Origin of the sequence: Microbacterium sp. (assembly GCF_048259935.1) — a bacterium.
In the GTDB taxonomy this organism is placed as follows: domain Bacteria; phylum Actinomycetota; class Actinomycetes; order Actinomycetales; family Microbacteriaceae; genus Microbacterium.
Genome location: NZ_JBLXHF010000003.1, coordinates 75,566 through 102,533, shown reverse-complemented (window position 1 = coordinate 102,533; position 26,968 = coordinate 75,566). Strand labels below are relative to the sequence as shown.

Annotated in this window: 25 protein-coding genes; 12 read left to right on the top strand and 13 right to left on the bottom strand. The window is 66.9% G+C overall.

Features of this window, described 5'->3' with window-relative positions:
• Window positions 1-4: 4 nt before the first annotated feature.
• Window positions 5-547, bottom strand: coding sequence for a universal stress protein (locus ACN0RC_RS06125; RefSeq protein ID WP_206494396.1), 543 nt, complete (start codon window positions 545-547; stop codon window positions 5-7).
• Between the two features lie 146 nt (window positions 548-693).
• Between ACN0RC_RS06125 and ACN0RC_RS06120 the strand changes: the two genes are divergently transcribed.
• Together ACN0RC_RS06120 and ACN0RC_RS06115 are read left to right on the top strand one after the other, a co-directional pair.
• Window positions 694-882: a DUF3073 family protein gene (locus ACN0RC_RS06120; protein ID WP_206494397.1), complete on the top strand. Its 189-nt coding sequence runs from the start codon at window positions 694-696 to the stop codon at window positions 880-882.
• A 106-nt stretch (window positions 883-988) separates the two neighbouring features.
• Entirely contained in the window at window positions 989-1,813 is an 825-nt protein-coding gene (locus tag ACN0RC_RS06115; RefSeq protein WP_417509855.1) for an MOSC domain-containing protein, read from the top strand.
• Between the two features lie 9 nt (window positions 1,814-1,822).
• Here ACN0RC_RS06115 and ACN0RC_RS06110 read toward each other — a convergent pair whose 3' ends face one another.
• The 3 genes from ACN0RC_RS06110 to purM are packed head-to-tail and all read right to left on the bottom strand — an operon-like array spanning window position 1,823 to window position 5,718.
• Window positions 1,823-3,139 (bottom strand): MFS transporter, encoded by a 1,317-nt coding sequence (locus ACN0RC_RS06110; protein WP_206494405.1) that lies wholly within the window; start codon window positions 3,137-3,139, stop codon window positions 1,823-1,825.
• Window positions 3,136-4,593, bottom strand: coding sequence for an amidophosphoribosyltransferase (gene purF / locus ACN0RC_RS06105; protein ID WP_417509853.1), 1,458 nt, complete (start codon window positions 4,591-4,593; stop codon window positions 3,136-3,138). The genes ACN0RC_RS06110 and purF overlap by 4 nt, the downstream gene beginning before the upstream one ends.
• A 6-nt stretch (window positions 4,594-4,599) precedes the next feature.
• Window positions 4,600-5,718 (bottom strand): phosphoribosylformylglycinamidine cyclo-ligase, encoded by a 1,119-nt coding sequence (gene purM / locus ACN0RC_RS06100; RefSeq protein ID WP_417509851.1) that lies wholly within the window; start codon window positions 5,716-5,718, stop codon window positions 4,600-4,602.
• A 79-nt stretch (window positions 5,719-5,797) separates the two neighbouring features.
• Here purM and ACN0RC_RS06095 point away from each other — a divergent pair, with 79 nt between their 5' ends.
• Entirely contained in the window at window positions 5,798-6,403 is a 606-nt protein-coding gene (locus tag ACN0RC_RS06095; protein ID WP_417509849.1) for a zinc-binding alcohol dehydrogenase, read from the top strand.
• A 3-nt stretch (window positions 6,404-6,406) separates the two neighbouring features.
• On the opposite strand, the gene ACN0RC_RS06090 is transcribed toward ACN0RC_RS06095, so the two are convergent.
• Window positions 6,407-6,721 carry a potassium transporter Trk gene (locus tag ACN0RC_RS06090; protein ID WP_417509847.1) on the bottom strand — a complete coding sequence of 105 codons (315 nt, stop codon included), beginning with the start codon at window positions 6,719-6,721 and terminating at the stop codon, window positions 6,407-6,409.
• 98 nt (window positions 6,722-6,819) lie between these two features.
• On the bottom strand, window positions 6,820-9,825 hold the full coding sequence (locus tag ACN0RC_RS06085) for an HtaA domain-containing protein (RefSeq protein WP_417509845.1): 3,006 nt from the start codon (window positions 9,823-9,825) through the stop codon (window positions 6,820-6,822).
• Between the two features lie 144 nt (window positions 9,826-9,969).
• On the opposite strand from ACN0RC_RS06085, the gene ACN0RC_RS06080 reads away from it, so the two are divergent.
• Genes ACN0RC_RS06080 through ACN0RC_RS06070 form a run of 3 tightly spaced genes read left to right on the top strand, consistent with a single transcriptional unit; the run spans window position 9,970 to window position 12,934 of the window.
• Window positions 9,970-11,094 carry a heme/hemin ABC transporter substrate-binding protein gene (locus ACN0RC_RS06080; RefSeq protein ID WP_417509843.1) on the top strand — a complete coding sequence of 375 codons (1,125 nt, stop codon included), beginning with the start codon at window positions 9,970-9,972 and terminating at the stop codon, window positions 11,092-11,094.
• On the top strand, window positions 11,091-12,164 hold the full coding sequence (locus tag ACN0RC_RS06075) for a FecCD family ABC transporter permease (RefSeq protein ID WP_417509841.1): 1,074 nt from the start codon (window positions 11,091-11,093) through the stop codon (window positions 12,162-12,164). Before ACN0RC_RS06080 ends, ACN0RC_RS06075 begins: the two co-directional genes overlap by 4 nt.
• Window positions 12,161-12,934 carry a heme ABC transporter ATP-binding protein gene (locus tag ACN0RC_RS06070; RefSeq protein ID WP_417509839.1) on the top strand — a complete coding sequence of 258 codons (774 nt, stop codon included), beginning with the start codon at window positions 12,161-12,163 and terminating at the stop codon, window positions 12,932-12,934. Before ACN0RC_RS06075 ends, ACN0RC_RS06070 begins: the two co-directional genes overlap by 4 nt.
• A gap of 10 nt (window positions 12,935-12,944) precedes the next feature.
• Here ACN0RC_RS06070 and ACN0RC_RS06065 read toward each other — a convergent pair whose 3' ends face one another.
• Window positions 12,945-13,313, bottom strand: a complete 369-nt coding sequence (locus tag ACN0RC_RS06065; RefSeq protein ID WP_417509837.1) for a sterol carrier family protein — start codon at window positions 13,311-13,313, stop codon at window positions 12,945-12,947.
• Window positions 13,314-13,343: 30 nt separating this feature from the next.
• On the opposite strand from ACN0RC_RS06065, the gene ACN0RC_RS06060 reads away from it, so the two are divergent.
• Window positions 13,344-14,030 carry an NUDIX hydrolase gene (locus ACN0RC_RS06060; protein ID WP_417509835.1) on the top strand — a complete coding sequence of 229 codons (687 nt, stop codon included), beginning with the start codon at window positions 13,344-13,346 and terminating at the stop codon, window positions 14,028-14,030.
• Window positions 14,031-14,060: 30 nt separating this feature from the next.
• On the opposite strand, the gene ACN0RC_RS06055 is transcribed toward ACN0RC_RS06060, so the two are convergent.
• Window positions 14,061-14,795 (bottom strand): DUF805 domain-containing protein, encoded by a 735-nt coding sequence (locus ACN0RC_RS06055; protein ID WP_417509833.1) that lies wholly within the window; start codon window positions 14,793-14,795, stop codon window positions 14,061-14,063.
• A 115-nt stretch (window positions 14,796-14,910) separates the two neighbouring features.
• Between ACN0RC_RS06055 and purD the strand changes: the two genes are divergently transcribed.
• On the top strand, window positions 14,911-16,188 hold the full coding sequence (gene purD / locus ACN0RC_RS06050; RefSeq protein ID WP_417509831.1) for a phosphoribosylamine--glycine ligase: 1,278 nt from the start codon (window positions 14,911-14,913) through the stop codon (window positions 16,186-16,188).
• A gap of 152 nt (window positions 16,189-16,340) precedes the next feature.
• On the opposite strand, the gene ACN0RC_RS06045 is transcribed toward purD, so the two are convergent.
• The 3 genes from ACN0RC_RS06045 to ACN0RC_RS06035 are packed head-to-tail and all read right to left on the bottom strand — an operon-like array spanning window position 16,341 to window position 20,142.
• On the bottom strand, window positions 16,341-17,519 hold the full coding sequence (locus ACN0RC_RS06045; protein ID WP_417509828.1) for an ROK family transcriptional regulator: 1,179 nt from the start codon (window positions 17,517-17,519) through the stop codon (window positions 16,341-16,343).
• 56 nt (window positions 17,520-17,575) lie between these two features.
• Entirely contained in the window at window positions 17,576-18,661 is a 1,086-nt protein-coding gene (locus ACN0RC_RS06040; RefSeq protein ID WP_417509826.1) for an ABC transporter permease, read from the bottom strand.
• Window positions 18,658-20,142, bottom strand: a complete 1,485-nt coding sequence (locus ACN0RC_RS06035; RefSeq protein ID WP_417510442.1) for a sugar ABC transporter ATP-binding protein — start codon at window positions 20,140-20,142, stop codon at window positions 18,658-18,660. Before ACN0RC_RS06035 ends, ACN0RC_RS06040 begins: the two co-directional genes overlap by 4 nt.
• Window positions 20,143-20,440: 298 nt before the next feature.
• Here ACN0RC_RS06035 and ACN0RC_RS06030 point away from each other — a divergent pair, with 298 nt between their 5' ends.
• The 3 genes from ACN0RC_RS06030 (at window position 20,441) to ACN0RC_RS06020 (ending at window position 23,760) form a co-directional block, all read left to right on the top strand.
• On the top strand, window positions 20,441-21,493 hold the full coding sequence (locus tag ACN0RC_RS06030) for a substrate-binding domain-containing protein (protein ID WP_417509824.1): 1,053 nt from the start codon (window positions 20,441-20,443) through the stop codon (window positions 21,491-21,493).
• Between the two features lie 61 nt (window positions 21,494-21,554).
• A complete protein-coding gene (locus ACN0RC_RS06025; protein ID WP_417509822.1) occupies window positions 21,555-22,718 on the top strand; it encodes a Gfo/Idh/MocA family protein in 1,164 nt (387 codons plus the stop codon).
• Window positions 22,719-22,755: 37 nt separating this feature from the next.
• Complete coding sequence (locus ACN0RC_RS06020) at window positions 22,756-23,760, top strand: sugar phosphate isomerase/epimerase family protein (protein WP_417510440.1); 1,005 nt, start codon at window positions 22,756-22,758, stop codon at window positions 23,758-23,760.
• 66 nt (window positions 23,761-23,826) lie between these two features.
• Here the strand turns inward: ACN0RC_RS06020 and ACN0RC_RS06015 are convergent, their stop codons facing one another.
• Window positions 23,827-24,357 (bottom strand): GNAT family N-acetyltransferase, encoded by a 531-nt coding sequence (locus ACN0RC_RS06015; RefSeq protein WP_417509820.1) that lies wholly within the window; start codon window positions 24,355-24,357, stop codon window positions 23,827-23,829.
• 44 nt (window positions 24,358-24,401) lie between these two features.
• Window positions 24,402-25,826, bottom strand: coding sequence for a DHA2 family efflux MFS transporter permease subunit (locus ACN0RC_RS06010; RefSeq protein WP_417510438.1), 1,425 nt, complete (start codon window positions 25,824-25,826; stop codon window positions 24,402-24,404).
• 150 nt (window positions 25,827-25,976) lie between these two features.
• Here ACN0RC_RS06010 and ACN0RC_RS06005 point away from each other — a divergent pair, with 150 nt between their 5' ends.
• Window positions 25,977-26,849: a phosphoribosylaminoimidazolesuccinocarboxamide synthase gene (locus tag ACN0RC_RS06005; protein ID WP_417509818.1), complete on the top strand. Its 873-nt coding sequence runs from the start codon at window positions 25,977-25,979 to the stop codon at window positions 26,847-26,849.
• Window positions 26,850-26,968: the final 119 nt, after the last annotated feature.

Genomic DNA, 26,968 nt, shown 5'->3' with positions numbered 1-26,968 from the left:
CGGTCTACTCCGACCAGATCTCGGCCTGGTCGTCGGGGACCTCTTCTTCCAGCGGAACCACGAGGATGGGACGGTGCTGACGGTGGGCGAGGCGCGCGGCCACCGAGCCGGTGAAGAACTCACGGATCGATTCGCCGAGTCCGCGGTTGCGGGTGCCGACGACGATCAGCTGGGCATCGATCTTGTTCGCCAGCTGCTTGATCGCCAGCGCGGGGTCGCCGACCAGCTGACGAGCCGTCCACGTGATGCCGCCGTCCCCGAGCACGGATGCCGCCGCCGCCTGCACATCTTCGAACTCAGCAGCCCCGGCGTCGGCGTTCAGGTCGATGGGCGCGGAGTGCACATAGCCGTCCGGGTCCTCATAGGTCACGAACCGCGTGACGTCGACGTGGGCGACCACGAGGGGCACGCCGAGCAGCTTCGCGTATCGTGCGGCCTCTTCGAGGACATGCGGCGACTGGCCGGGCTGCATGCCGACGATCACGGCCTTCTGAAGCGCGGAATTCTGGCCTGCTTCGTCGGACGGGGAGGAGGTCTGGTCAGTCATGAGAATCGTTCCCTTCACCTGCCGGCGAAGGCCAGATGCCCTGGCCCTCGTGCTATTCTGAATGCTACTCTTACCGGCTGCACGCCGGTGTCGTGAAATGCTGTGGGCCAAACGCCTGCAGCCTAACTCGTAAGGGGGTCTCGCGCATGGGCCGTGGCCGTCAAAAAGCGAAACACACCAAGATCGCCCGCGAACTCAAGGCGTACAGTCCGTCCTTGAACACTTCTGCGCTTGAGCGTGAGCTTGCTCATCCGTCAGACGACGAGAACGCCTACGTCGACAAGTGGGCCGATGAGTATGCCGACGAAGACGAAGACGAACTCGAAAAGGCCTGACCCCGAGTTCGCACTTCGCTGACTGCAAGACGCTGACCCGCACGCCGCCGGTATCCGGCGCGCGTGGCGGGGTCCGTCGTCGCCCGTACCTGCGAGAATGACGATCATGCCTCGTGTCGTCGCTCTCTTCCGACACCCGATCAAGGGCTTCACTCCCGAGCGCCTCAACGAGCTGACGATCCAGCCCGACGGGCGCGTGGCGGGCGATCGTGTGCTGGCGTTCCGATTCGCGGATGCCGCGACTCCAGACCTGCGCGATGGGCTCGACTACTGGCCGAAGTCCAAGGGTCTGGCCCTGCAGGACTTCCCCGCTCTCGCCGCGCTCCGCCTTCAATACGATCAGTCCGCGCTGCGCGTGCGCCTGTCCCACGACGAGAAGCTCCTCGTCGATGCCTCGCTCGATGCCGACGGTCGCGCCCAGCTCGAGGCCGTGGTCACGGAGTACGTGCAGGACACCGCGGATGCGCGCCGTCTGCAGCGCACAGGAAGACTACCGCTGCGTCTGGTCGGCGATGGCGAGCGCTCGCGCTTCCAGGACCGATCGCGCGGCTACGTCACCGTGCACAGCACGGCCAGCGTCAGCGCGCTCGGGGATGCGCTTCAGCTTCCGATCGATGATCGACGATTCCGCTCGAACGTCGTGATCGACGGAATCGGAGCCGGCGAAGAGCTCGAGTGGACCGGCAGCATCCGGATCGGCGAGGTGACGTTCGAAGCGGCGGGTCCGATCATCCGGTGTCTGGCGACCCATGCGAATCCCGACACCGGCGTTCGGGATGCTCCGGTGCTGACCACGCTCACCGGTGCCATGGGGCTCGCAGAGCCCGCGCTCGGCCGCCTGCTGCTGCTCTCGGGCGTGAGCGGCGACGTCGACGATCGCTCAGGGCACGGCGGCGTCATCCGCGTCGGCGATGAAGTCGTCGCCGTCTGAGCCCAGCATTCACCAGCGCCCGTGGCGCCGTTCCCACTCGTCTTCGACGGTGCGCCGTCTGCCCGCGATGTACCCGAAGGGGGTTGCGATGACGAGCACCGCGGCCATGACGAGCAGCGGAACTGTCCAACTCTCAGTGGCCTCATGCAGCACGCCGATCAGCACCGGGAACGCGGCGGCGATCACGTAGCCGGTGCTCTGTACGAAACTGCTCAGAGCAACGGCGCTCTCGGGGGTGCGCGAGCGGATGCTGATGAGCACGAGTGCCAGCGGGAACATCACACCGACGATGCCGAACAGCCCTACCCACAGCCAGATCGTGACCGGGTTCGCCCAGAACAGCAGCCCCGCAATTCCCAGCAACCCCGTGGCGGCCCCGACCGCGTACAGCCCGCGAGTTGCTTGGAAGCGCACCACCAGCACGGGCACGAGCAGGGATGCCGGCAGCCCCATCACCGCGAACAGCGACAGCAGCAGCCCGGCCTCCGCTGCAGAGACCCCCGCGACGTCGACGACGATGGTCGGCAGCCAGGCGAAGGACACGTAGGCCATGATCGATGAGGTGCTGAACACCACGGCGAGCGACCACGCCAGAGGCAGGCGCATGAGCCGCCCGAACAACCGCGCACTGCTCGGCGCGACTGCGATGGGTCCGGTCGACAGGGTTACGGGGTCGTCGATGGATGCTTCGCGCCCTTCGACAGGCTCAGGGAGCGAAGTCACGGGGGATTCGACGGACGAAGTGCGACCGGTCATCAGCATCATGATCCACGGCACCGCGCCAGCGATGGCGAACACGCCCCACAGTCCGAGCGAGACGCGCCAGCCCGCGGCATCCGCCACCGGAACCGCGACCAGCGGCGGCACGAACGTCGAGAATGCCATCGCCGTCGTGTACAGCGTCAGCATCAGCCCAATGCGATCGGTGAAGTACTTCTTCACCAGCGGGGGCACGAGAATGTTCCCCATCCCCACACCCGCGAAGATCAGTGCGGTGGTGAGCAGAAGCGAGACCGAGCCACCAGCGAAAAAACCGCGCAATACGAGGCCGATAGCGATCGCGGCAAGCGCGATGACAGTAACGCGTTCGATGCCCAACCGGCGCACCAACAGGGGTGTCGCAAGCCCGAAGATCGCGAAGCACACCGGTGGTGCCGTGCCGATGAGACCGATCACCGCGGTTGGCACCGTGAAGTCAGCAGCGATGTAGTCGAGCAGCGGCGAGAGCGACGCAACCGCAGATCGCAGCGAGAACGCGCACAGCAGGATGCCGAGCAGTGCGAGCAGCCGTCCTCTCGCGAGCGGACGCCCCTTCGAGGGACTCACGAGGACTGCGAGCTCTCCACCCAGTCGAGATACTCCTCGGTGACAGTGCCGGTGACGTAGCGACCGTCGAAGCAGCTCATGTCGAGATCGGTCAGCTCAGAACCCTCGATGATCGCCGTCTTCAGATCTTCGACCTCCTGATAGACGAGGTGATCGGCGCCCAGTTCTTCGGCGATCTGCGGGATCGTGCGACCATACGCGATGAGCTCATGCTTCGAGGGCATGTTGATTCCGTACACGTGCGGGTAGCGCACGGGGGGAGCGGCAGAGGCGAACGTGACCGAGAGCGCCCCGGCATCCCGCGCCATCTGGATGATCTGCTTGCTCGTCGTGCCGCGCACGATCGAGTCGTCGATCAGCAGCACGTTCTTGCCCTGGAACTCAGTGGACATCGCGTTGAGCTTCTGGCGCACGCTCTTCTTGCGCACCGCCTGCCCCGGCATGATGAAGGTTCGCCCGACGTAACGGTTCTTGTAGAAGCCCTCGCGGTACTCGATGCCGAGCTTGCGCGCGACCTCCATCGCAGACGGGCGCGCGGAGTCCGGGATCGGCATGACGACGTCGATCTTGTCGCGCGGCACGTGCTTGGCGATCGTGTCGGCGAGGCGCTCGCCCATCCGCAGCCGCGACTCGTACACGGCGATGCCGTTCATCGTCGAGTCAGGACGAGCGAGGTAGACGTACTCGAAGGCGCACGGGAAGAGCTCGGCATCGGCAGCGCACTGCCGCGAGTGCAGCTCGCCCTCGTCGGTGATGAAGATGGCCTCGCCGGGTGCGACCTCGCGGACGACCTCGTAGTCGCCGTTCTCGAGCACCAGCGACTCGCTCGCGACGATCCACTCGTCATGCTTCTTGCCTTCGCGGCGCCCGAGGATGAGAGGCCGGATGCCGAAGGGATCACGGAACGCCAGCAGACCGTAGCCGGCGATCACCGCGATCACCGCGTACGCACCCTCGATCCGCTCATGCGTGCGGGCGACTGCTTCGAAGATGCGCTCCGGGTCGAGATCGACATCGGATGTCGTGGCCTGCAACTCGCCGGCGAGCACGTTCAGCAGCAGCTCGGTGTCGCTGGAGGAGTTCAGGTGGCGGCGGTCGCGCTTGGCCATGTCGGCGGTGAGCTCACGGGTGTTGGTGAGGTTGCCGTTGTGGATGAGGACGATGCCGTAGGGAGCGTTCACGTAGAACGGCTGCATCTCTTCTTCGCTGGATGCTGTGCCCTTGGTGGCGTACCGGACGTGACCGAGCCCGACGTTGCCGAGAAGCGAGCGCATGTCACGGGTGCGGAACGCCTCGCGCACCATCCCCTCAGCCTTGGCCATGTGCATGATGCCGCTGGGCTCAGCAGTAGCGATACCGGTGGCATCCTGACCGCGGTGCTGCAGAAGCAGCAGAGCGTCGTAGATGTCCTGGTTGACCTGGCCGCCTGCGACCACTCCGACGATTCCGCACATGGGGTGTTACTTCGCTCCGTCCGCGTATGCGCCCACCAGGCGCACTGCTCCGCCGTCGACGCCCTTGGCGCCTTCTTCGAATTCTCCGGCCGGGCGCTGGCCCATGCCGACTGTGGCGACCTGCCAGGCATCGATGCCTTCTGCGGCGAGCGCGGCGATCGCGGCGTCCTTCTGACGCTGGTCGATGACCGCGAGGAAGCCGATGCCGAGGTTCCAGGTGCCCTCGGTCGATTCGAGGCTGGTGCCGGAGATCTCGCTGAGCACCCGGAACACGGGACTCGGCGACCACGTCGAGCGATCGATCTCGGCCCAGCTGCCGACCGGCAGCACACGAGCGAGATTAGCGGCGATGCCACCCCCGGTGACATGGCTGAGCGAGTGGATGCTGTCGCCGGGGAGTGCGTCGATCAGGCGCAGCAGCGGCAGCGTGTACAGGCGGGTCGGCTCGAGAAGCGTCTCGCCCCAGGTCTTGCCGAACTCTGCTGCCTGATCGCTGTAGCCGATGCCCGCGCCGGTGATGATGTGCCGCACGAGCGAGTAGCCGTTGGAGTGCAGACCGCTCGATGCCAGCGCCAGAACGACATCGCCGTCCTGCACGCGCTCAGCGCCCAGCACGGCGTCGGCCTCGACAATGCCCGTCGCTGCACCGGCGACGTCGTAGTCGTCCGGGCCGAGAAGACCCGGGTGCTCAGCGGTCTCGCCGCCGACGAGCGCGGTGCCGGTTGCGGTGCACGCGTCGGCGATGCCGCGCACGATGTCGGCGATGCGCTCGGGGACGACCTTGCCGCACGCGATGTAGTCGGTCATGAACAGGGGCTTCGCCCCCACCACGACGATGTCGTCGACGACCATCCCGACCAGGTCCTGCCCGATCGTGTCGTGCTTATCGATCGCCTGCGCGATCGCGACCTTCGTGCCGACACCATCAGTACTGGTCGCCAGCAGAGGCTTGGTGTAGCCGAGCAGAGCCGAGGCATCGAACAGGCCGGCGAAACCGCCGACACCGCCGAGCACTTCGGGTCCGTGCGTCGCGCGCACGGAAGTCTTCATCAGCTCTACCGCGCGGTCACCCGCAGCAGTGTCAACGCCGGCTTCGGAATAGGGATTGGTGGAGGAGGCAGCCACGACACAAGACTACAGTCGCGCGAGCAGTCTGAATTCCGAGAAGCCAGCTTCTGCTCGGCGATCTCCATAGGATGGGGCCATGGCCGACAAGCCGCAGTGGTTGATTCGTGAGGACGCCGGTGTTCCGGTGCTCATCGCGCTGGCCCTGCGACAGATGCTCGGCATCCGCGAGCCCGACGATCTGCCGTCGCTGCGCGACCTGCAGTTTCGCGCGCCGGATGCCGTCGACGCGACGCCGGAACTCGAGAAGCAGTGGCGCGAGTACTGGAACATGACCATCGAACCGCGTGCGCATCCCTCCGAGGGGCCTCTCGAACTCGTGGAGGGATTCGACACTCTCGTCGCACTGCCGGCTAAGGGAGCCGAAGAGCTTCGCGCGGCGATCGAGCCGCTCAAGGCTTCCGCGCTGCAGTACGCGAAGGATGCGCGCAACCGCTATTTCCAGACGATGAAGACCGCATCGGGCGCGAACGCCTATCGGGCGTACGCCAGCGCGATCGCCGAGTTCGAGCGGGAAGTCGGTCGGCGCGCCCACTCCTTCGAACTCAACGTGCAGGTGCTGCCTTTCTCGCAGCGCGGAGTCTGGTGGATCGGCGCACTCACTGTCGCCGTCACCGACGGACTCCGACGTGACGTCGTGGCCTTCGATGCGGCCATTCGCCCGGTGATCGGCGAACTCGCCTAACGCTCAGTCGGAGGCGACGATCGTCTCTCGGTCGACCCGCACGACGCGATCGTGCCTGCGTGCGATGCGCTCGAGCAGGATCGCGACGAGGCCGCCGAGTGCGAGTCCGATCGGGACCGTCCACAGCAGGGTAAACCCGAAGACCTGGTTCGGCGTGTAGATGACATCGAGCGTCTCGGACGGCTCGTAGCTGCCCACCATCGTCAGGATGCCGGCGGCGATGATGCCGAGCACCACACCGATCGCCATGAAGACGCCGTAGCGCGGCACGCGCCGCACGGTAGCCTCGACGGTCTCGGTGAAATCGGTGGAAGACATGCATCCATTGTCCCACTGTTCCCGCAGCACCGCCGCTCGACAACGACCGGGCCTAAGCGGGGAACGCCGCCCCCCGGGGCGTTCCCCGCTCAGAGCGTTCAGGCGTCGGGCGTCGAGGCGTCAATGACCTCCGTTGCAGCGCCCCTGCGACGCGCGAACAGGATGCCGCCGCTGACCAGAAGCAGCAGCACCACGCCGCCCCCTGCGAGCCACGGCCAGAGGGGCCCGTCCGTCGAGATCGGCTCGATCGCCGCCGCGACAGCGTTGGTCTCGACAGCCTCATCCTCGCCACCGGCAATCGGAGCGACACCGCAGTCCGTGCCGACCGGGATCGCGACCGACACCGGATCGAACGGCTCCCCCGCGGGGTACGTGCCGAAAGCCGCGGAGCCGGCCTCGGTCAACATCGTTGCCGCAGCGTCGATCGTCAGCACGCCGCCTGAAGTGTCGGCATCCGCGAGCGCGAACTCCACGAATCGCACACCCTTCGCGTCGATCGCTTCGCCGCTCTGAGTGGTGCCGCTGATGTCGAAGACGATGTACCCGGTGTCTCCGGCGAGTTCGACGCGGGCATCGTTGAGTGTCGTGTCGAGGGCTCCATCGTGCCCGTGGAACGCGATCATGCCGCCGAACCCGACGAGGCCGGACCGGGACTTCGGGTCGTAGGACCCGGCGCCGCCCGACCACACGTAGTCAGGGAAGACGTACTCGACGCCGGTGAGATCCCAACCGCCATGAGCGATGCCCTCGATGTAGTTGCGGAAGCTCTCCTTGTATCCCCAGTTCAGCGTCGCCCCCTCCACTGTGCACTGGCCGATCACCGTTTCCGACGCGCGTGCGAGGGTGAATGCGAGGCCTCGGTCGACCGAGCCCTGGAAGGTGAGCGTATGCGCACCGTCTTCGAGGGTGGCAGGCAGCGCCCCCGTCCAGGTCGCGATGCCATCGGCATCCGCCTCGATCGTCCCGAGCAGCACGGGCGTCGAGTACACCACCACCTTGATGTCCTGCTCATTCGGCTGGAACCCGGAGGCGGTGACTGTGGCGGATGCTCCGGACTGCAAGGCCTTCAGATTCGCCGCATCAGCGCGCGCCCCCTCCGCCGTCGGCGGGGCGGCGGGGAGTTCGCTCTTCGACTGGACGGATGCCGCGGCCACCGTGCCCACCGTGCCGTTGGGGGCCGCAGCTGTGGTCCCGATCGTGAAGGTGACAGGGTTCAGCGTCGTGGCGAACCCGCTGAGCACCCGGTCTCGGCCGGTGGCGGTGAGCGCGGCCGGAACAGCGGTATAGGTGACGGCGCCGTTTGCTGTGGTCTTCGTTCCGCCTGCGAGATCGAGCGTCGCGAACGGCACGCGCGAGCCGCCGTAGTTGACGTAGAGCGTGCTTGTCGTGGCCGACACGAGCTCGACGCGCGGGTTCGACACCGCCACGCTGAGGACGCCGCCGTGGCCGGTGAATCGTACGGATCCGGTGTAGCCGGTGCTGCCGATTCCGGTCGACGGGTCGTACGTGCTGCCGGCGGCCTGTCCGAACTGGAACTGCCCTCCGGAGCGCGTCGCACCGCCGGAGACGAAGACCTCACCGCCTGCGATCGGGCCGGTCACATAGTCCACGAAGCTCGAGGAGATGGCCCATCTCAGTGAGCCGCCAGCCACGGGTGCCGACGGTGGCGTCGGAGGTGCCGGCGGACTCGTCGGATCGGTCGGAGGGGTCGGCTCGTCTCGCTCGAGCTGCGCCCACTGCGCAGCCGTGATCGCGACGTCGCCGCGTGCGTAGATCGTGTCGGCTTTCGGAGTCGTGTGCTGCCGCCAGGTGATCACCTCGTACGCCGCCGACTGATCGAGTGCGTCGCCTGGAGTGGTCAGTGCGGTCGTGAATGCGCCATCAGTGATCGTTCGCACGTACTGCATGGCGAGATAGCCATCGGATGCCGTGACGTCGGCCTCAGTGCCCTTCTCGATCAGAGCCGCGTACACGCCGGGGACGTCGACGAACCCCTCACCGCTCACGTTGACGACGAGGTCGGTACCGCTGACGGATGCCGCGTTCGCGACGGTCATCTCGGGCTCCGGTTCGGGCTCGGGCTCAGTGGAGTAGTCGAGCAGCACGCTCTGCTCCTGTGCGGCGTTCGCGACGCCTCCCGCACCGTACGTGTACACACCGTACGAGCCGCCCTCCGGAGCTGCCGGAGCGTTCGCGAGGGTGAGGTGCGCGCGGAACGTGCCGTCGTCGGCGATGTTCACCCACTGCGCGCGAATGGCGTCCTGATACCGCTCGGGCACCTGATCGAGGACGCCCTCCGCAAGCGCCCACAACTGCGTGCCGACAGAACGAGTGCTGGATGCTGCGCCGGATGACGGCTGCCAGCTCGCGGCGAAGTCGCCGAAGACGATATAGGTGCCCTGGGGCAGCGTGTTCGGAATCGGTACACCTCGTCCGCCGATGTTCGCGGCCGGGTCATAGCCGCTGCCCACGATGACGATCTCGTCGCCGGCGTGCAGGGCGGTGTCACCGGCGGGAGTCACGCCATCGGCGAGGAATACGTCGAGCGCCGGCTCGAACACCGGCTCGGGCTCGGGTTCCGGCTCGGGTTCCGGCTCTGGTTCCGGCTCAGGCTCAGGCTCTGGCTCGGGAGCAGGCGGGAAGACCGCGTCCCACTGCGGCGCCGATACCGACACGACCGAACGCCCGTAGAGAGTCTCCGGTGTGAAGGCGCTGTGCTGTTTCCACAGCACCACCTCGTACGTCAGCGAAGGATCGAGAGCCGCAGCCGGTGCGTTCAGCGTGAACGATGTCGCTCCCGCATTCACTGCGGGGAAGGGCAGAGCGAACGCGACGTACTGCATGTTGTTCAGCCCCTTGTCGTCGCCCTGCACGATGAGCGCGGCATACGCCCCGGTCACGCCATCCGGCAGCCCAGCGGCATCGACCTGGATGGTCAGGCCGGATTCGGATGCTGCCGTCGTCTGCGGCGCGACCGTTGCGCGCTCAGCCGCGAACGCCACCGGCGCGGCGATCGTGCCGAACAATGTCATGAGCACGGCGAGCACCGCGGCCAGCGCTGTGCGCGTGCGGCGGGTCGTCGCGAGGGACTCAGGGTGAATCACGGGTGCCTCCAGGCAGGGCAGAGCGCGCGGAAGGCGTCTGCCGTGGGTGTGTGGTGGGAGATTTGGTTAGGCTTAGCTAACCTACGATTCAGACCATAGACTGCTTTGCGTCACCACGTCAAAAATTAGGACAGGCTTACCTAAATGCGCTTGCGTCTTCCCTCGCTCATCGCGATCATGCTCGCCGTCACCCTCGTCGGTTGCTCAGCCCCTGCTGCCACGGCAGGATCCGAGGCGGGAGCAGCTGATCCATGCCCCGCGGCAGGGCGGCAGCTCTCGGAACTCGACCTGGCCGACGACGTCCGCGCGACCACGGGTGGCTCGACCGCCTGCCTGCCCGCTCACGCCATTGAGGCCGTGTCCGATACCAGTGCCCCGAACCTGCCCGTCACCGTGACCGACGCCGAAGGACGCGAGGTCGAGGTGACTGACGTCGAGCGCATTCTCGCCGTAGACATCTCCGGCACCATCGCCTCGACGGTGTTCGCGCTGGGCATGGGCGACAACGTCGTCGGGCGCGACTCGTCGACCACGTTCGCCGGCACCGAGGATCTGCCCGTGGTGACCAAGGCAGGCCACTCGCTGAATCCCGAGGCCATTCTCGAGCTCGCCCCCACCGTGATCCTCACCGACACCACGATCGGCCCCAAAGAGGTGCGTCAACAGCTGCGCGAAGCGGGCATCCCGGTCGTCGTGGTCTCCGATGAACGGCGTCTTGACAGCACCGACAGTCTGGTGACCGAGATCGCTTCGGCTCTCGGCATCCCGACCCGGGGTGAAGAGCTGATCACTCAGGTCGACACCGACCTCGACGCGGCGCTCGACGAAATCGCACCACTGATCCCTGCCGACCCCGCGGACCGGGCACGGATGCTGTTCCTCTACGTGCGCGGCGGCGCCAACGTGTATTACATCTTCGGCAAGGACTCCGGAGCGGACTCGCTCATCGATTCCGTCGGCGGCATCGATGTCGCCAGTGAGATCGGCTGGGAGGGCAGCAAGCCCATGACCGCCGAAGCGCTCGTGGGCGCGCAGCCAGATGTGCTGGTGATGATGACCGACGGCCTGGAATCGGTCGGCGGTATCGACGGCCTGATCGAGCGCGTGCCCGCCGTCGCCGAGACTCCCGCAGGTGCGAACCGTCGGGTGATCGATATGGCGGATGCCGAGATCCTCAGTTTCGGACCACGGTCACCCGAGGTCGTCCGCGCGATTGCGCGGGCCCTCTACGCGCCCGGATCCGGCGCATCCGGCGAGACCGCCGAATGACCGGCGAGGTCATCACCACGACGCCGACCAGACACCGTGGAACGCGATTCGCAGTGGTCACGTCGGCGCTCGCGATCACACTGATCCTCACGTGTCTGGTGTCGCTCGGGAGCGGGCAGTACCTGCTGTCGCCAGCCGAGATCGTCGGCATCCTGCTGCGTGCCACCGGACTCGACTCCGGGTGGGCGCCCGACAACGCATCCGCGAGCGGGGTGATCCTCACCATCCGCCTCCCCCGCCTCGTTCTCGGGGTGCTGGTCGGTGCAGCCCTCGCCGTCTCCGGAGTGCTCATGCAGGCGATCTTCGGCAATCCGCTGGCCGACGCCGGCGTCGTCGGCGTCTCGTCGGGAGCAGCGCTCGGCGCCGCAGCGAGCCTGACGTTCGGCCTGGCCGCCTTCGGAATGTGGATGACACCAGCAATGGCGTTCGTCGGCGGGCTCGTCGCAGTGCTGGCGGTGTACTTCATCAGCCGATCCGGCGGCCGCACCGAGGTGGTGACACTGCTGCTGACCGGCATCGCCATCAACGCGATCGGAGGAGCGGGTATGGCGTTCCTGACATTCCTCGGCACGACGTCGACGCGCGAGCAGATCGTCTTCTGGCAGCTCGGCTCGCTCAACGGTGCCCTGTGGCAGAACATCGCACTCGTCGCGCCGCTGACCGCGATGGGGCTCGTCGTGGCGCTCGTCGTCGGCCAACGGCTCGATCTGTTCGCCCTCGGCGAGCGCACGGCCCGCCACCTCGGCCTCAACGTCGAGCTGCTGCGGATCACCGTGATCATCACCGTTGCCGTGCTCGTGTGTGCGGCAGTCGCATTCGCGGGGATCATCGGTTTCGTCGGACTCGTCGTCCCGCACCTGATGCGCATGCTCATCGGACCGGCGCACCGGCCGCTCATCATCGCGTCGGCCGTCGGCGGCGCTCTCCTCGTCGCTCTCGCTGACCTCGTCGCGCGAACCGCGGTGCCACTGGCCGACATGCCGATCGGCATGATCACCGCGCTGGTGGGCGGACCGTTCTTCCTCTGGTTGCTTGTGCGGACGCGCCGACGATCAGGAGGTTGGGCATGAGCGTACTGACAGCATCCGGGATCACGGTACGGCCGGTCACCGGGGGGCGAGCGATCCTCGAAGACGCCGCGATAGAGGTGCGCCCCGGCGAGGTCCATGCATTGGTCGGGCCGAACGGGGCGGGCAAGTCGACGATGTTCGCGGTGCTCGCGGGCGACGTCTCACCGGAGTCCGGGTTTGTATCGATCGACGGTCGTCCGCTGGACGCGATGCGCCCTCGGGATCTCGCACGCATCCGCACCGTACTGCTCCAGGAGAACACGGTGTCGTTCCCGTTCTCTGCCGAAGAGGTCGTACGGATGGGACGCGCACCATGGGCCCGCACGCCGCTCGAGGCCGACGATGATGCGGTCGTCACCGCATCCATGCGAGCGACCGAGGTGGCCGAACTCGCCCATCGGTCGGTGTCATCGCTCTCGGGCGGCGAGCGCGCACGGGTTGCGCTGGCGCGTGCGCTCGCGCAGTCGACGCCGATCCTGCTCCTGGACGAGCCGACCGCGGCGCTCGATCTCAGACATCACGAGGATGTCATGCGACTGCTGCGTGCGAGTGCGGATGCCGGCACCGCCGTCGCCGTGGTGCTGCACGATCTGAATGCCGCCTTGGCCCACGCCGATCGGCTGACGCTGCTCGCCTCCGGGCGGGTGATCGCGACCGGATCTCCGGCGCAGGTGCTCACTGCCGAGCGGATCGCGCAGGTGTACGGGCAGAGAGTGGAGGTGTTCCCCCACCCCACCACCGGGGTCCCGCTGGTCGTCGCGCAGAGGTGAGCTGACCGCCTCACGGGCGAAGCGGCAGCAACCCGTTCAGGTCAGCGCGCGTGCCGGAGGCATGCACGCGGCCGGCCGCGACAGCATCCGCCCATGGTTCTGCTCCGGTCGCGAGTGCGACCCAGGTCGCGGCATCCATTTCGATCACATTCGGAGGAGTGCCGCGCGTGTGGCGGGGGCCCTGCACGACCTGCACTGCCCCGAAGGGCGGCACCCGCACTTCGACGCTGTTCCCCGGCGCCTTCTCATCGAGCAGCTGCAGCAGATACCGGACCGCGGTGGCCGATGCCGTGCGCGCGGGCTTCTCCCCGGCAGCCATCGCTGTGCGCACAGCATCCAGAGCCGTGCGCCCTTCAGCGGTGTCGATCTTGCGGGCCATCCCCTCAGCCTATGGCGGGGTTAGGCTCGAATGGTGACCGACAACCAGCGACCGGAAGGTGCGCGCGCCCAGCTTCTCGCCGCCGCGCACGGCAACGGCTGGGACCGCCGTGTGCTTCCGCCGCTGCCCGAAGGCGCCAAGGCCCGCGCCTCAGCCGTGCTGATCCTGTTCGGCGTGCTCGACAGCATCCCCGCCCGCACAACGGATGCCGCTGTTGCGAGAGACCTCGACGTCCTGCTGCAGCGGCGGGCGTCCACGCTGTCATCTCACCCGGGGCAGGTGTCGTTCCCGGGAGGCGGGCGCGACCCCGAGGACCGCGACTTCATCGACACCGCTCTGCGCGAGGCCGAAGAGGAGACGGGGCTGGATCCGACCGGGGTCGAGGTGCTCGCCACCCTGCCCGAACTGCCGCTGGCCGCCAGCAACCACAACGTCACCCCCGTGCTCGGCTGGTGGACGAAACCCTCGAAGGTCGCCGCTGTCGACCATGCCGAGACCGTCGAGGTGTTCCGGGTTCCGGTCGCACAGCTGCTCGATCCTGCCACGCGCTACACATCGACCATCGCTCGCGGGTCAGATGTGTTCAAGGGCCCGGCGTTCGACGTCGACGGCACGATCGTGTGGGGATTCACCGCGATGGTGCTCGATCGCCTCTTCGACACCTGCGGGTGGACCGTGCCCTGGGATGCCTCGGACGAACGCCCCGTCGTGCTCTGAGCAGTCCGTCTTGCTCTGAAGCGACCTCGGTCAGCGCCGGTCGAAGCGCTGTCCCTGCGGGTTCGACGGCAGGATCGTGAAGACCAGCACGACGAGCGAACCGACGTAGGTGAACGACAGGAACCAGAAGGGACCGGCGAAGTTCGCATCGTGCAGACGGCGCCAGCTGATCGCGAGCGTTGGGACGATGATGCCGAGGCCGAAGATCGCCAAGGCGACGCCCACGACAGCGGTGATGGCAACGGCCCAGCCGGCATCTCCTGTCTCATACGACTGCGCGGCGCTGATTCCCGCGCTCACAGCGATCAGCACGATGGCGACGAACGCGACCAGAGCGATGAACAGCTGCACCCACCAGTACTCGCTGCGCGAGGCGCGTCCGGTGAAGGTCGCGTAGCTCTTGAAGAAGCGAGTGATGGCCTGGCCGAACGTCGCGCCATACAGAGGCAGCGTCAGGTCATCGGGGCTGCTCGCGCCGCGCGGCACGGCCGGGTACACCGGGAGAGCGGCTGCGCCGTAGGCCGGTGCCGGGTAGCCGGGCTGGGCCGGGTAGCCAGGCTGTGCGTAACCGGGCTGGGCCGGGTAGCCGGGCTGGGCATAACCGGGCTGGGCATAACCGGGCTGGGCCGGGTAGCCCGGCTGGGCCGGAGGGGCGGGATAGTTCTGGGGCGCAGCGGGAGCGCCCGGATACGGTGCCGGAGGCTGCGGCGGCACGGGCTGCTGCGGGGTCTGCCACGTGGGTTCCTGCGGCTGCTGGTCAGTCATGATGCTCCCTCCGATGAAGCATCCGACTGACGCTCCCCTCGGCTGGTGAGCTTAGCAAGGGGCGGAACACCGCATCCGTGGTCTCTTGCCGCGCGGGCCTCGATAGTCTGGTGTCGTGAAGATTCTCGTCCTCGGTTCCGGTGCCCGTGAGCACGCGATCATTCTCGCCCTGAAGTCCGAAGGCGCAGGGCACGAGCTTTTCGTCTCGCCCGGCAACGCCGGTATCGCCGCCGATGCGAACCTCGTCACCCTCGATCAGCTCGATGGCGGTGCCGTGGCATCCTTCGCGAACGAGCATTCGATCGACCTCGTCGTCATCGGCCCCGAAGCACCCCTCGTCGCAGGCGTCGCCGACACGCTCCGCGAGCGCGGCATCCCGGTGTTCGGGCCCAGCAAGGCCGCCGCGCAGCTCGAGGGCTCGAAGGCGTTCGCGAAGCGCATCATGGATGCCGCAGGAGTGCCCACCGGACGCGCGGTCCGCGCAGCATCCATCACCGACGTCGAGCAGGCCTTCGACGATCTCGGCGCTCCCTATGTCGTCAAGGCCGACGGTCTTGCGGCCGGCAAGGGCGTCATCGTCACCTCCGACCGCGCGGAGGCACTCGCGCACGCCGAGCACTATCTGCCGGCAGGCCCCGTGCTCATCGAGGAGTTCCTCGCCGGCCCCGAAGTCTCGCTCTTCTTCCTCTCTGACGGCGACACCGTGCGGGCGCTCAGCCCCGCACAGGACTTCAAGCGCGCCTTCGATGGCGACGCGGGCCCGAACACGGGAGGCATGGGTGCGTACTCTCCCCTCCCCTGGCTCGACGAGCAGTTCGGCAGCGAAGCATCGTTCGTCGATCTCGTGACCGAGCAGGTCGCACTGCCGGTGATCCGCCAGTTGGATGCGGAAGGCACCCCGTTTATCGGTCTTCTCTACGCCGGTCTCATTCTGACCACGGCAGGCGTCAAAGTCATCGAGTTCAATGCGCGCTTCGGCGACCCCGAAACCCAGGTCGTGCTGCCCCGCCTGCGCACTCCGCTGTCGCAGCTGCTGCTCGCCGCGGCATCCGGAACTCTTGAAGACCAGCCCGCTCCCGTCTTCTCGGACGACGTCGCGATCACGGTCGTGCTCGCGAGCGAGGGGTACCCCGAAGCTCCGCAGACCGGCCGCCAGATCTCAGGTCTTGCGTCAGCAGGCGCGGTCGAAGGCGTGCGGATCATCCATGCCGCCACGGCAGGACCGGATGCTCCCGGCGGCGACCTCGTCGCCACGGGAGGCCGCGTGCTCAACGTCGTCGCGGTCGGTTCGGACTTCACCGATGCCAGGGCGCGCGCGTACGACGCCATCGGGCGCATCGGCCTTGACGGCTCGCACTACCGCCGCGACATCGCCGCCAGCGTCAGCGAGTGACTCGGGCCGCCGCGGCGGCGCGCGGTTCGCGCGGCTGATTCCTGGTTCGCGCGGCTCTTCGCTGTTCGCGCGGCTACTACTTCTGCAGCGCGAGCAGGTTTGAGCAGCGCGTAGCCGCGCTCCCCCTGTCGAACCGGCGAATCGCGCGGCTTTCAGCTGTCGAAGCCGAAGCTCTGCGGCAGGATCTGCGGCGAGAGAGCGTACTCGACCGCCAGTATGCTCGCCCCGCGCACCGCCGCTTCGCCGGCTGTACCCGACTGCACGATCGCGAGGCCCTCCGTCGCGAGGGGCATCGAGCGCGTGTACACGACCTCGCGGACTCCGGCGATGAGGTGTTCGCCGACTCGCGCCATGGCCCCACCGATCACGATCACTGACGGATTGAGCAGACTGACCGATGCTGTGAGCACCTCGCCGAGATCACGCCCCGCCTGACGCACCGCCTGGATCGCATCGAGATTGCCGGCCTTGACGAGCTCGACGACGTCGTTGCCGTCCTTCGCCTCGATTCCGAGCGCCGCCAGAGACCGCGCGATCGCAGGACCTGAGGCGAGCGCTTCGAGGCATCCGGTGTTCCCGCAGTGGCACGGAATCTCTGCGCCCCGGGCAATGCGAACGTGCCCGAAGTCGCCGGCGATGCCCTGCGCTCCCCTGAGCAGCCGACCATCCGAGATGATGCCGGCGCCGATACCGGTCGCTACCTTCACGAAGATGAGGTGATCGGTTCCCGGCCATCCCACCCCGCGTTCGCCGAGCGCCGAGATGTTCACGTCGTTGTCGACGAGCACGGGGACCTCGAGGTGCTGCTGCACCCAGCCCGGAATATCGAAGCCGTCCCAGCCCGGCATGATCGGTGGCCGTGCCGGGCGACCGGTCGAGTGCTCCACCGGTCCCGGCACGCCGATTCCAACCGCAGCGATCCGGTCGCGGCTGAGTCCTGCCTCGCCCATGAGCTCGTTCGCCGTATCGACCACCCAGGAAAGCACCGGCTCCGGTCCGAGCGACACCGCGATCGTGTTGCTGCGCTCCGCGAGGATGGTGCCGGCGAGATCCGTCACGGCAACCGTCGTGTGCGAGGCGCCGATGTCGGCGGCGATGACGACTTTCGCCGCGGGGTTCAGCGCGAACTGCGAGGGCGGGCGGCCACCGGTCGACGCGGCATCCGCGACGGGGGCGATGAGCCCCATTCGCATGAGCTCGTCAACCCTGGCAGCGACCGTCGATCGGGCAAGTCCCGACGACTTCGCCAGCTCCGCGCGCGTGCGGGGCACACCGTCACGCAGCAGCTGGAAGAGCTCGCCCACTCCCACAGCGCTGAGATTGCCTGTCATTCTTCCCCTGTGCTGCTCGTGCGCCGTGTCTGCTGACGCTCCCCCGGAGCGTCAGCTCACTTCTGTGTCGGTACGGAGAAGTTTACGCCGCCGACTGTGACGCCCTTGCCCTGGCTCTTGCGTCCCTTGCCTGAGCGACCCACCGCGAAACGCTGCTGCAGCAGGACTGCGACGACGATGATCACGCCCTTCGCCACGGCCTGCGCCGAGGAGGTGAGGTTGTTCTGCACGAACACGTTCGACAGCGTGGCGAAGATCAACACGCCGAACACCGTTCCGGTGATCGTGCCTCGTCCGCCGACCAGCAGCGTGCCGCCGACGACGACCGCAGCGATCACGTCCAACTCGAGCAGAGTGCCGTGCGTCGACGTGCCCGCCGTCGTGCGGCCGAGGTACATCACAGCCGCGATGCCGGCCGTCAGCCCGACCAGCGCGTACAGCCACATCGTGTGCTGCTTCACCTTGATGCCGGCCAGGCGTGCGGCCTCTGGGTTACCGCCGATCGCCACGGTGCGGCGTCCGAACGTCGTGCGGTTCAGCAGGAACCAGCCGACGAGCGCGACGACGATGAAGATCCAGATGAGGATGTCGATGCCGAGCAGGTCGACGTTCATCGCAGTGACGAAGTCCCGGTCGTTCAGCACGAGCGTGCGGTTGTTCGCGAGGATCTCCGCGAGACCGCGCGCGCCCACCATCATCGCCAAGGTCGCCATGAAGGCCGCGACGTTGCCGTACGCGATCACGACACCGTTTATCAGTCCGGCGCCCGTGCCGACCGCAAGTGCCACGATGACGATCACGATCCAGTGACTCGATTTGGCGATGTCCTGGATCGCGGCCAGCGAGCCGACGACCGATGCCAGCGCCAGCACTGCTCCGACCGAGAGGTCGATGCCACCGGCGATGATGACGAACGTCATGCCGACGCTGACGACGCCGACGATCGACGCCTGACGCAGGATCACGAGCGCGTTGTCGAAGTTCAAGAAGTTCGATGAGGTCACCGCCCCCACGATGACGATGACGAGAAGCGCCAGGACCAGGCCGAGGTTGCGACCGACGGAGCCGGAGAGCAGTCGGCGCAGCTGCGAGGTCTTCTCAGCCGAGTCCAGCGGGGCTGTGGGTGTGGTCTGCACGCTCACGCGGCGACTCCTTTCATGACGAGGTCGAGCACGCCTGGCTCGTCGATCTCAGATGCGGGAAGAGTGGTGAGGACGCGGCCATCGCCGACGACGAGTACGGAGTCGGCGAGACCGAGGACTTCCTCGATCTCGCTCGAGATGACGACGATCGCGTGGCCGGATGCTGCGAGCCTCCGGATCAGCGCGTAGATCTCCGCGCGCGCACCGATGTCCACGCCGCGGGTCGGCTCATCGAGCAGCAGCACCGAGCTGCCGTGGACCAGCCAGCGCGCGAGCAGGATCTTCTGCTGGTTGCCGCCGGAGAGCGTTGCGGCCGCCCGGTCGGGATCGGCGGGTCGCAGCTCGAGGGCTGCGATCTGCTCTTTCGCGATCCGGCGCTCGTTGCGCTCATCGAGCAGTCCGCCCTTGGCCAGGCGCGTGAACGAGGAGAGTGTGACGTTCTTGAAGATCGGCTCGCCCAGCACCAGCCCCTGCGACTTGCGCTCTTCAGGACTCAGGCCCATACCGGCGGCGACCGCTGCGGATACGGAGCCGCGCGGGATCTCCTTGCCGCCGATTCGGACGGTTCCGGCTGAGGCTTTGCGCGCGCCGTAGATCGTCTCGATGATCTCGCTGCGTCCCGAGCCGACCAGCCCCGCGAGACCGACGATCTCACCGGCCCGCACAGAGAACGAGACATCGTCGAACACCCCGTCCAGCGCGAGCCCTTCGACCTCGAGCAACACCGGGGCGTCGGGAGCGATCGGCTCTGCCGGAGGGAAGACGTTCGCGACGGTACGACCGGTCATGTGCTTGATGAGCACAGCGGTCGGTGTATCGGCGACTGAGAGGTTGCTCGCGACCGTCGAGCCGTCTTTGAGGACCGTGATGCGATCACCGATCTCGCGGATCTCTTCGAGGCGATGGGTGATGTAGACGACGGCGATCCCCTGCGCGGTCAGCTCGCGCACCACCGCGAACAGGTTGCGCACCTCTTCGGAGTCGAGCACCGCCGATGGCTCATCCATGATGATGAGCTTGGTGTCGTGCGAGAGCGCGCGAGCCATGCTGACGATCTGCTTGCCCGCAGCGCTGAGGGATCCGACCTCGGTGTGCGGCGACATCGATCCGTGGCCGAGGCGCTCCAAGAGCTTCCTGGTCTCTCGGACGAGATGGCTGCGACGGGTGAATCCGAAGCGATCGAACTCGTGGCCGAGGAAGACGTTCTCGGCCACCGTGAGTCCGTCGACGACGTCGAGCTCCTGATACATGGTCGAGATGCCGAGGTCGATCGCCGCCTGAGGGTTCGCGATGTCGACGGCCTCGCCCATCCAGCGGATCTCACCCGCATCCGGGGTATGCACCCCCGCCAGAGTCTTGATCAGCGTCGACTTGCCTGCACCGTTCTGGCCGAGCAGGCAGTGCACTTCGCCCGGTCGCACCTCGAGGTCGACGCCGCGCAGCGCGCGCACACCGATGAAGCTCTTCTCGACGCCGCGCATCTCCAGTAATGCCGTCACCTGGTCATCTTTGATCACAGCAGTGAAGATAACACGCCAGATCGATGAATGCGAGCGGTCCCATTCGCTGGCCGAGTCACAGAAGGCCAGAACCAGCGCGCTGCAACTCCCCTGTGTTTCCGGCGCACATCGGACTTCTGCCTCTCGGTCAACAAAAGCTGGGCAGTCTGTGACATCTTCTGCTAGCCTCACCTTGTCGGTGCTGGTGCGCACGAAATCGAATCCCGATCGCCCGTGTTCGCGCCGCACGCATCTGCATCACATTTCAAGGAGGAAAGACATGCACAGCATGCGCACACGCGGGCTTCGCCCGTTGATGGCCGGAGCGGCCGCACTGTTCGCCGTCACACTGCTGGCCGGTTGTACCAGCGACGGGACAGAGAGCGAAGCCGACTCGGGCAACCAGGGCACCACCAGCGAAGAGAACACCGCCTCGGGCGACACCGTCGTCATCGGCTGGTCGGGTCCTGAAGCCGACCACGGCTGGCTCGGCGCGATCAACGCCGGCGCCATCGCCGCTGCAGAGAGCTACGACGACGTCGAGCTGCGCCAGGCAGAGGGCACCAACGACGCCAACCAGCAGATCGCCGCCATCGAGCAGTTCATCAACGATGACGTCGACGCGATCGTGCTCCTCCCCACCGATGGCGCCGCCCTCACGCAGGCTGCGCAGAAGGCGATGGATGCCGGTATTCCGGTCGTCAACGTCGACCGCGAGTTCTCCAGCCCGTTTGCCTCGCGCATCACGATCCTCGGCGACAACTACGGCATGGGCGTCAGCGCTGGCACCTACATCTGCGAGCAGCTCGACGGCCAGAGCGATGCCGTCGTCGCTGAGATCGCCGGCATCGACTCGCTGCCGCTCACACAGGACCGCTCGCAGGGCTTCGCCGATGCTCTCGACGCTTGCGGCCTCGAGGTCTCGGCCCGAGTCGCAGCCGACTTCACGGTCGCCGGCGGTGAGAGCGCGGCATCCCAGCTGCTCTCGGCCAACCCGAAGATCGACGCGATCTGGAACCACGATGACGACCAGGGCATCGGCGTCATGGCCGCGATCGACGCGGCAGGTCGCGATGACTTCTTCATGGTCGGCGGCGCAGGCAGCGTCAACATGATGGACCGCATCAAGGCTGACGACAGCGTGATGAAGGCCACCGTCATCTACCCGTCGACGCAGGCTGCCGACGGAATCGCCATGGCGCGTCTCATCGCGCAGGGCAAGACGATGAGCGACCTGATCACACCGAGCGTCCCCTACCGCATCGTTCTGGATGCGCCGGTGGTGACCAAGGACAACGTCGACGAGTTCATCAAGCTCGCCTTCGAGTCCTGATCCACGCAAGCGGGGCGGGCGCCTTCGTGCGCCCGCCCCGCACCATTTCCCGGGAGTAAAGATGACAACTCAGCTGCGAGTGGCCATGATCGGCCACGGATTCATGGGAGCCGCGCACTCCGTCGGCTGGCGGCAGGCTCCGGCAGCGTTCGACCTGCCGCTCGCACCGCAGATGGCGGTGCTGGTGGGGCGCGATGCCGAGAAGACGGCGAGTGCCGCCCGTAAGTGGGGCTGGGACGAGACCTCCACCGATTGGCGAGAGGTCATCGCACGCGACGACATCGACCTGGTCGACATCGTCACCCCTGGTGACTCCCACGCCGAGATCGCCATCGCGGCACTCGCCGCTGGCAAGCACGTACTGTGCGAGAAGCCGCTGGCCAACTCGGTCGAAGAGGCAGAGGCCATGGAGCAGGCGGCACGGGATGCTGCGGCACGCGGCATCCGCGCCATGGTGGGTTTCACCTACCGCAGGGTTCCCGCCGTCACCCTCATGCGCGACATGATCGCGAGCGGTCGCATCGGCACCGTGCGCCAGGTGCGCGCCAGCTACCGGCAGGACTGGCTGGCTGATCCTGAATCGCCGATGACCTGGCGACTCGACAAGAGCCTCGCGGGCTCCGGAGCGCTGGGCGATATCGGCGCCCACATCGTCGACATGACGCAGTTCGTCACCGGGCAGTCGCTCTCGCAGGTGTCAGGGGTCATCGAGACGCTGATCGACGAGCGTCCCGTGATGGCCGAGTCCAAAGGCCTCAGCGGCACCGCCGGAACCGAACGCGGTCAGGTCACCGTCGATGACGTCGCGCTGTTCACCGGCCGGCTCGATTCGGGGGCGCTGGCAACCTTCGAGGCTTCGCGCTTCGCGACCGGACGCAAGAACGCACTCGACATCGAGATCTCGGGTGATGCCGGCGCACTGCACTGGAACCTCGAAGACATGAACGTGCTCGACTTCTACGACGCCACGGCTCCGGCGGGCGAGCAGGGCTTCACCCGCATCCTGGTCACCGAACCCGAGCATCCGTACGTCTCCGGCTGGTGGCCGACCGGGCATATGCTCGGCTACGAGCACGGCTTCTCGCACCAGGTCAAGGACCTCACCGAGGCGATCTCCGCCGGGGCAGATCCGCAACCGAGTTTCGCCGATGGCCTGCTCGTGCAGCGCGTACTGGATGCTGTCGAGCGCAGCTCGCAGAACGGCTCCGCCTGGACGAGCATCTGAACTACCACCGAACAAATCTCATGAGAAGAGGACGATGATGTCACGACCTGTCACCCTGTTCACCGGCCAGTGGGCCGATCTGCCGTTCGAAGAGGTCGCCCGACTCGCGGGCGAATGGGGCTATGACGGCCTCGAGATCGCTTGCTGGGGCGACCACCTCGACCCCTGGCGCTGGGATGACGCGGACTACATCAAGGACCGCCTCGACATCCTCGAGCGCAATGGGCTGAAGGTGTGGACGATCTCGAACCACCTCAAGGGCCAGGTCGTCTGCGACGACCCCATCGACGAGCGGCACCGCAACATCGTCTCGGACCAGGTCTGGGGCGACGGCGATCCTGAGGGTGTGCGCCAGCGCGCCGCCGAAGAGATGAAGAACACCGCACGCCTGGCCGCTGCGCTGGGAGTCAAGACGGTCACCGGATTCACTGGATCGTCGATCTGGAAGTACGTCGCGATGTTCCCGCCCGCCACCGACGAGATGGTTGAGGCCGGATACCAGGACTTCGCAGACCGCTGGAACCCGATCCTCGACGTGTTCGACGAGGTCGGCGTGCGCTTCGCTCACGAGGTGCACCCGTCCGAGATCGCGTATGACTACTGGACCACCAAGCGCGCGCTCGAGGCGATCGGGCACCGCGAGGCGTTCGGGCTGAACTGGGACCCGTCGCACATGGTGTGGCAGGACATCGACCCGGTCGGGTTCCTCTGGGACTTCCAGGACCGCATCTATCACGTGCACTGCAAGGACACGAAGAAGCGCCTGGGCAACGGCCGCAACGGCCGGCTGTCATCGCACCTGCCGTGGGCCGACCCGCGGCGCGGCTGGGACTTCATCTCGACCGGTCACGGCGATGTGCCATGGGAAGACGCGTTCCGCATGATGAACGCGATCGGCTACGAGGGCCCGTTGTCTGTCGAGTGGGAGGACGCCGGGATGGACCGCCTCGTCGGTGCACCGGAGGCTCTCGAGTTCGTGCGGAAGCTGTCGACGTACAAGCCATCGGATGCCGCATTCGACAGCGCCTTCTCGACGAAGTGACCGCGGTCCAGGGTCGCTGAAGCACGCGCTGCTGCTCTCTGGTTCGCGCTGCTGCTGCTCCTGCAGCTACAGCGCGATCCAGTAGCGGCGCACCCGCGGGTGGCCCTGCTCAGCGGCATCGATCACGTCTTCGAGCTCGCCACCCGCGCCCTCGATCGTGCGGAACGATCCGGCGTTGTCGTCGTCGCAGGTGAGCATGACCCGGTCGAGGCCGAGTTCCCGCGAGCGTTTCAACGCGAGGTCGAGCCCGGCGCGGGCATACCCCCTGCGCCGGTGCGAGGGGCGCACGGCATAGCCGATGTGTCCGCCGAATTGACGGAGCCAGTCGTTCAGCTCGTGCCGGAGCGATACGAAGCCGACGACCTCACCGGCGTCGGTGATCCAGTACAGATCGTTGTGCACCCGTCCGTCGGGTGCGGGGACGCTCGTGTCGGAGATGAGCTCGGCCTTGGCGATCAGCGCGTCGAGTGTTTCACGATCGCCGCTGGTCGGAGCGGTCATCCCCGAACCATCGATGTGCGCGCCACCGAACTCCGCGACGGCCGCCGCCCAGGAGTCGAAGAGAGCGGTCGTGGGGCGGGTGAGTGCGATCGTCATCGCAATAGCCCATCACGACCGATCAGATGCCCGCAAACCGGCGCCTACTTGTTTCGCACGCCCTTGTTGCGCACACCCAGGTGCGCAGGCCGGCGCAGGAACAACACGGCGGCAACGCCGAGAAGAATGACCGCCGCCGGCATCAGCATGGTCTGCGCCATCGCCTCGGCGAAGGGTCCTGCGACAGCATCCGGCATCTGACCCTCGCCGAACCCGCCCGACGCCTCCTCTGCGCCGGGCAGATTCGCGACGAGCCTGCTCTGCATGAACACGGCGATCGCGGCCGACCCCAGCACGGACCCGATCGTACGCATCGTGTTGTAGATGCCGGCACCAGCACCAGCCTGATGCATCGGAAGGTCGCGGGTCGCCGTGGTCGCCAGCGGACCCCACATGCCGGCGTTCCCGAAACCGAGGATCGCAGAGGGGATCAGCAACCAGCCGATCGGAGTATCGACGTTCATCATCGCCGCGAACAGGAACAGCGAGAGCGACACGAGCAGCAGTCCGGGTACGAGCATGACGCGCGGATCGATGCGGTCGAGCAGTTGGCCGGCGAACGGCGAGACGACGCCAGCGGCGATCGCCATCGGAATCAGCAGCAGGGCAGCCTCGGTCGGGCTCAGCCCACGGGCGGTCTGCAGGAAGAACATCAACGGCAGACCCTGTGCGGTCACCGTGAACCCGACCGTGACGATCGTGATGTTCGACCAGGCGAAGTTGCGATTGCGGAACAGCTCCATCGGCACGAGCGGCTCGTTCTTGGTGCGCGACTGATACCAGAGGAACAGCCCCAGCACCACGACACCGGCGATGATCAGGCCCCACACCGAGATCGGCCCCCAGATGACACCCCAGTCGTAAGCTTCGGCCTCTTGCAGCCCGAACACGATGAGGAACATCGCGATGGCGCTGAGGAAGACACCAGGGATGTCGAAGCGGTGTTTGTGCGTCTCGAGCTTCGGTACGAGGATGCATGCCAGCACGAAACCCACCACACCGACCGGCAGGTTGATGAAGAAAATCCATTCCCAGCCGAGACCGTCGACGAGGAATCCACCGGCGAGCGGGCCGACGAGCATCGCGACACCGGATGCTCCGCCCCACAGCCCCATCGCCGCGCCGCGGTGCTCGGGCGGGAAGGTGCGGGTGATGACGGCCATGGTCTGCGGTGTCAGCAGCGCGGCACCGATGCCCTGCGCGGCGCGCGCCCAGATGAGCCCGTCCAGTGTCGTGGACAGCCCGCACCACAGCGAGGCAAGCGTGAAGATCGCGAGACCTACGAGATAGATGTTCTTCGGTCCGAACCGGTCGCCGAGGCGTCCGGTGATCAGCAGCGGCACCGCATACGCGAGCAGATAGGCGCTGGTGACCCACACCACGCGGTCGAGATTGTTGGAGTTCGGGTCGAGCGCCTCTTTGATCGCCGGATTCGCGACACTGACGATGGTGGTGTCGACGAGGATCATGAAGAATCCGATTACCAGCGCCCACAGTGCGGGCCAAGGGCTGCGCTCGGGCGTCTGGTCGGCTCCCGCTCGGGATGCAGTGGCGTCGCTCACCCCGGCAACGGTACACCCGAGTCCCGACACCGCCGTCGGGACGGGGATAATGGGCGCATGAGCACTCCTACGAGCGAAGCGAACAGCATCCCCGGCTGGCGTCATCTCTACTCCGGCAAAGTCCGTGATCTGTACGCCTCAGCGGATCCCGCCGACACTCGCATCCTCGTCGTGGCATCCGATCGGGTCAGCGCATTCGACTTCGTGCTCTCCCCCGGCATCCCCGAGAAGGGAGCCCTGCTCACGCAGCTCAGCCGCTGGTGGTTCGCGCAGCTCGACTTCCCGAACCATCTCGCACAGGGGGAGATCCCCGCTGAGGTCTCTGACCGGGCGATGCTCGCACAATCGCTGGAGATGCTGCCGATCGAGTGCGTCGTGCGCGGGTACATCACCGGCAGCGGCTGGATCGAGTACCGGGAGAGCGGCACGGTCTGCGGCATCCCGCTTCCGGCAGGGCTTCAGAACGGCGACCGTCTGCCCGAGCCGATCTTCACCCCGGCCTATAAGGCGCCGATGGGTGAGCACGACGAGAACATCACCTTCGAGAAGACGATCGAGCTCGTCGGTGCGGAGCGCGCGGCGGAGCTGCGCGCCGCATCGCTCGCGATCTACGCGCGCGCCGCGTCGATCGCCGGGGAGCACGGCCTCATCCTCGCCGACACCAAGTTCGAGTTCGGAACGGATGCGGAAGGCACGCTGCGCCTGGCCGACGAGGTGCTCACGAGCGACTCCTCGAGGTATTGGGATGCCGCGGCCTGGGAGTCCGGACAGACCCCGTCCGAGCGGATGGCGAGCTTCGACAAGCAGATCGTCCGCAACTGGCTGGCCGCGAACTGGGACAAGCAGGGTGAGCCGCCCGCACTCCCCGAAGAGGTCGTCGAGCGCACCGCCGCACGATATCGCGAGCTCATCAAGCGCCTGACCGCGTAGGGCTGGACGGCGGGACCCGTTTCTGTCACGCTGGCCCCTTTCTGTCACGCCCGGACCGCGCCATGCACAGCGAACGCTCAGCAATCGCTAATGTTGCTCCGAACCCGAAAACTGAGGAG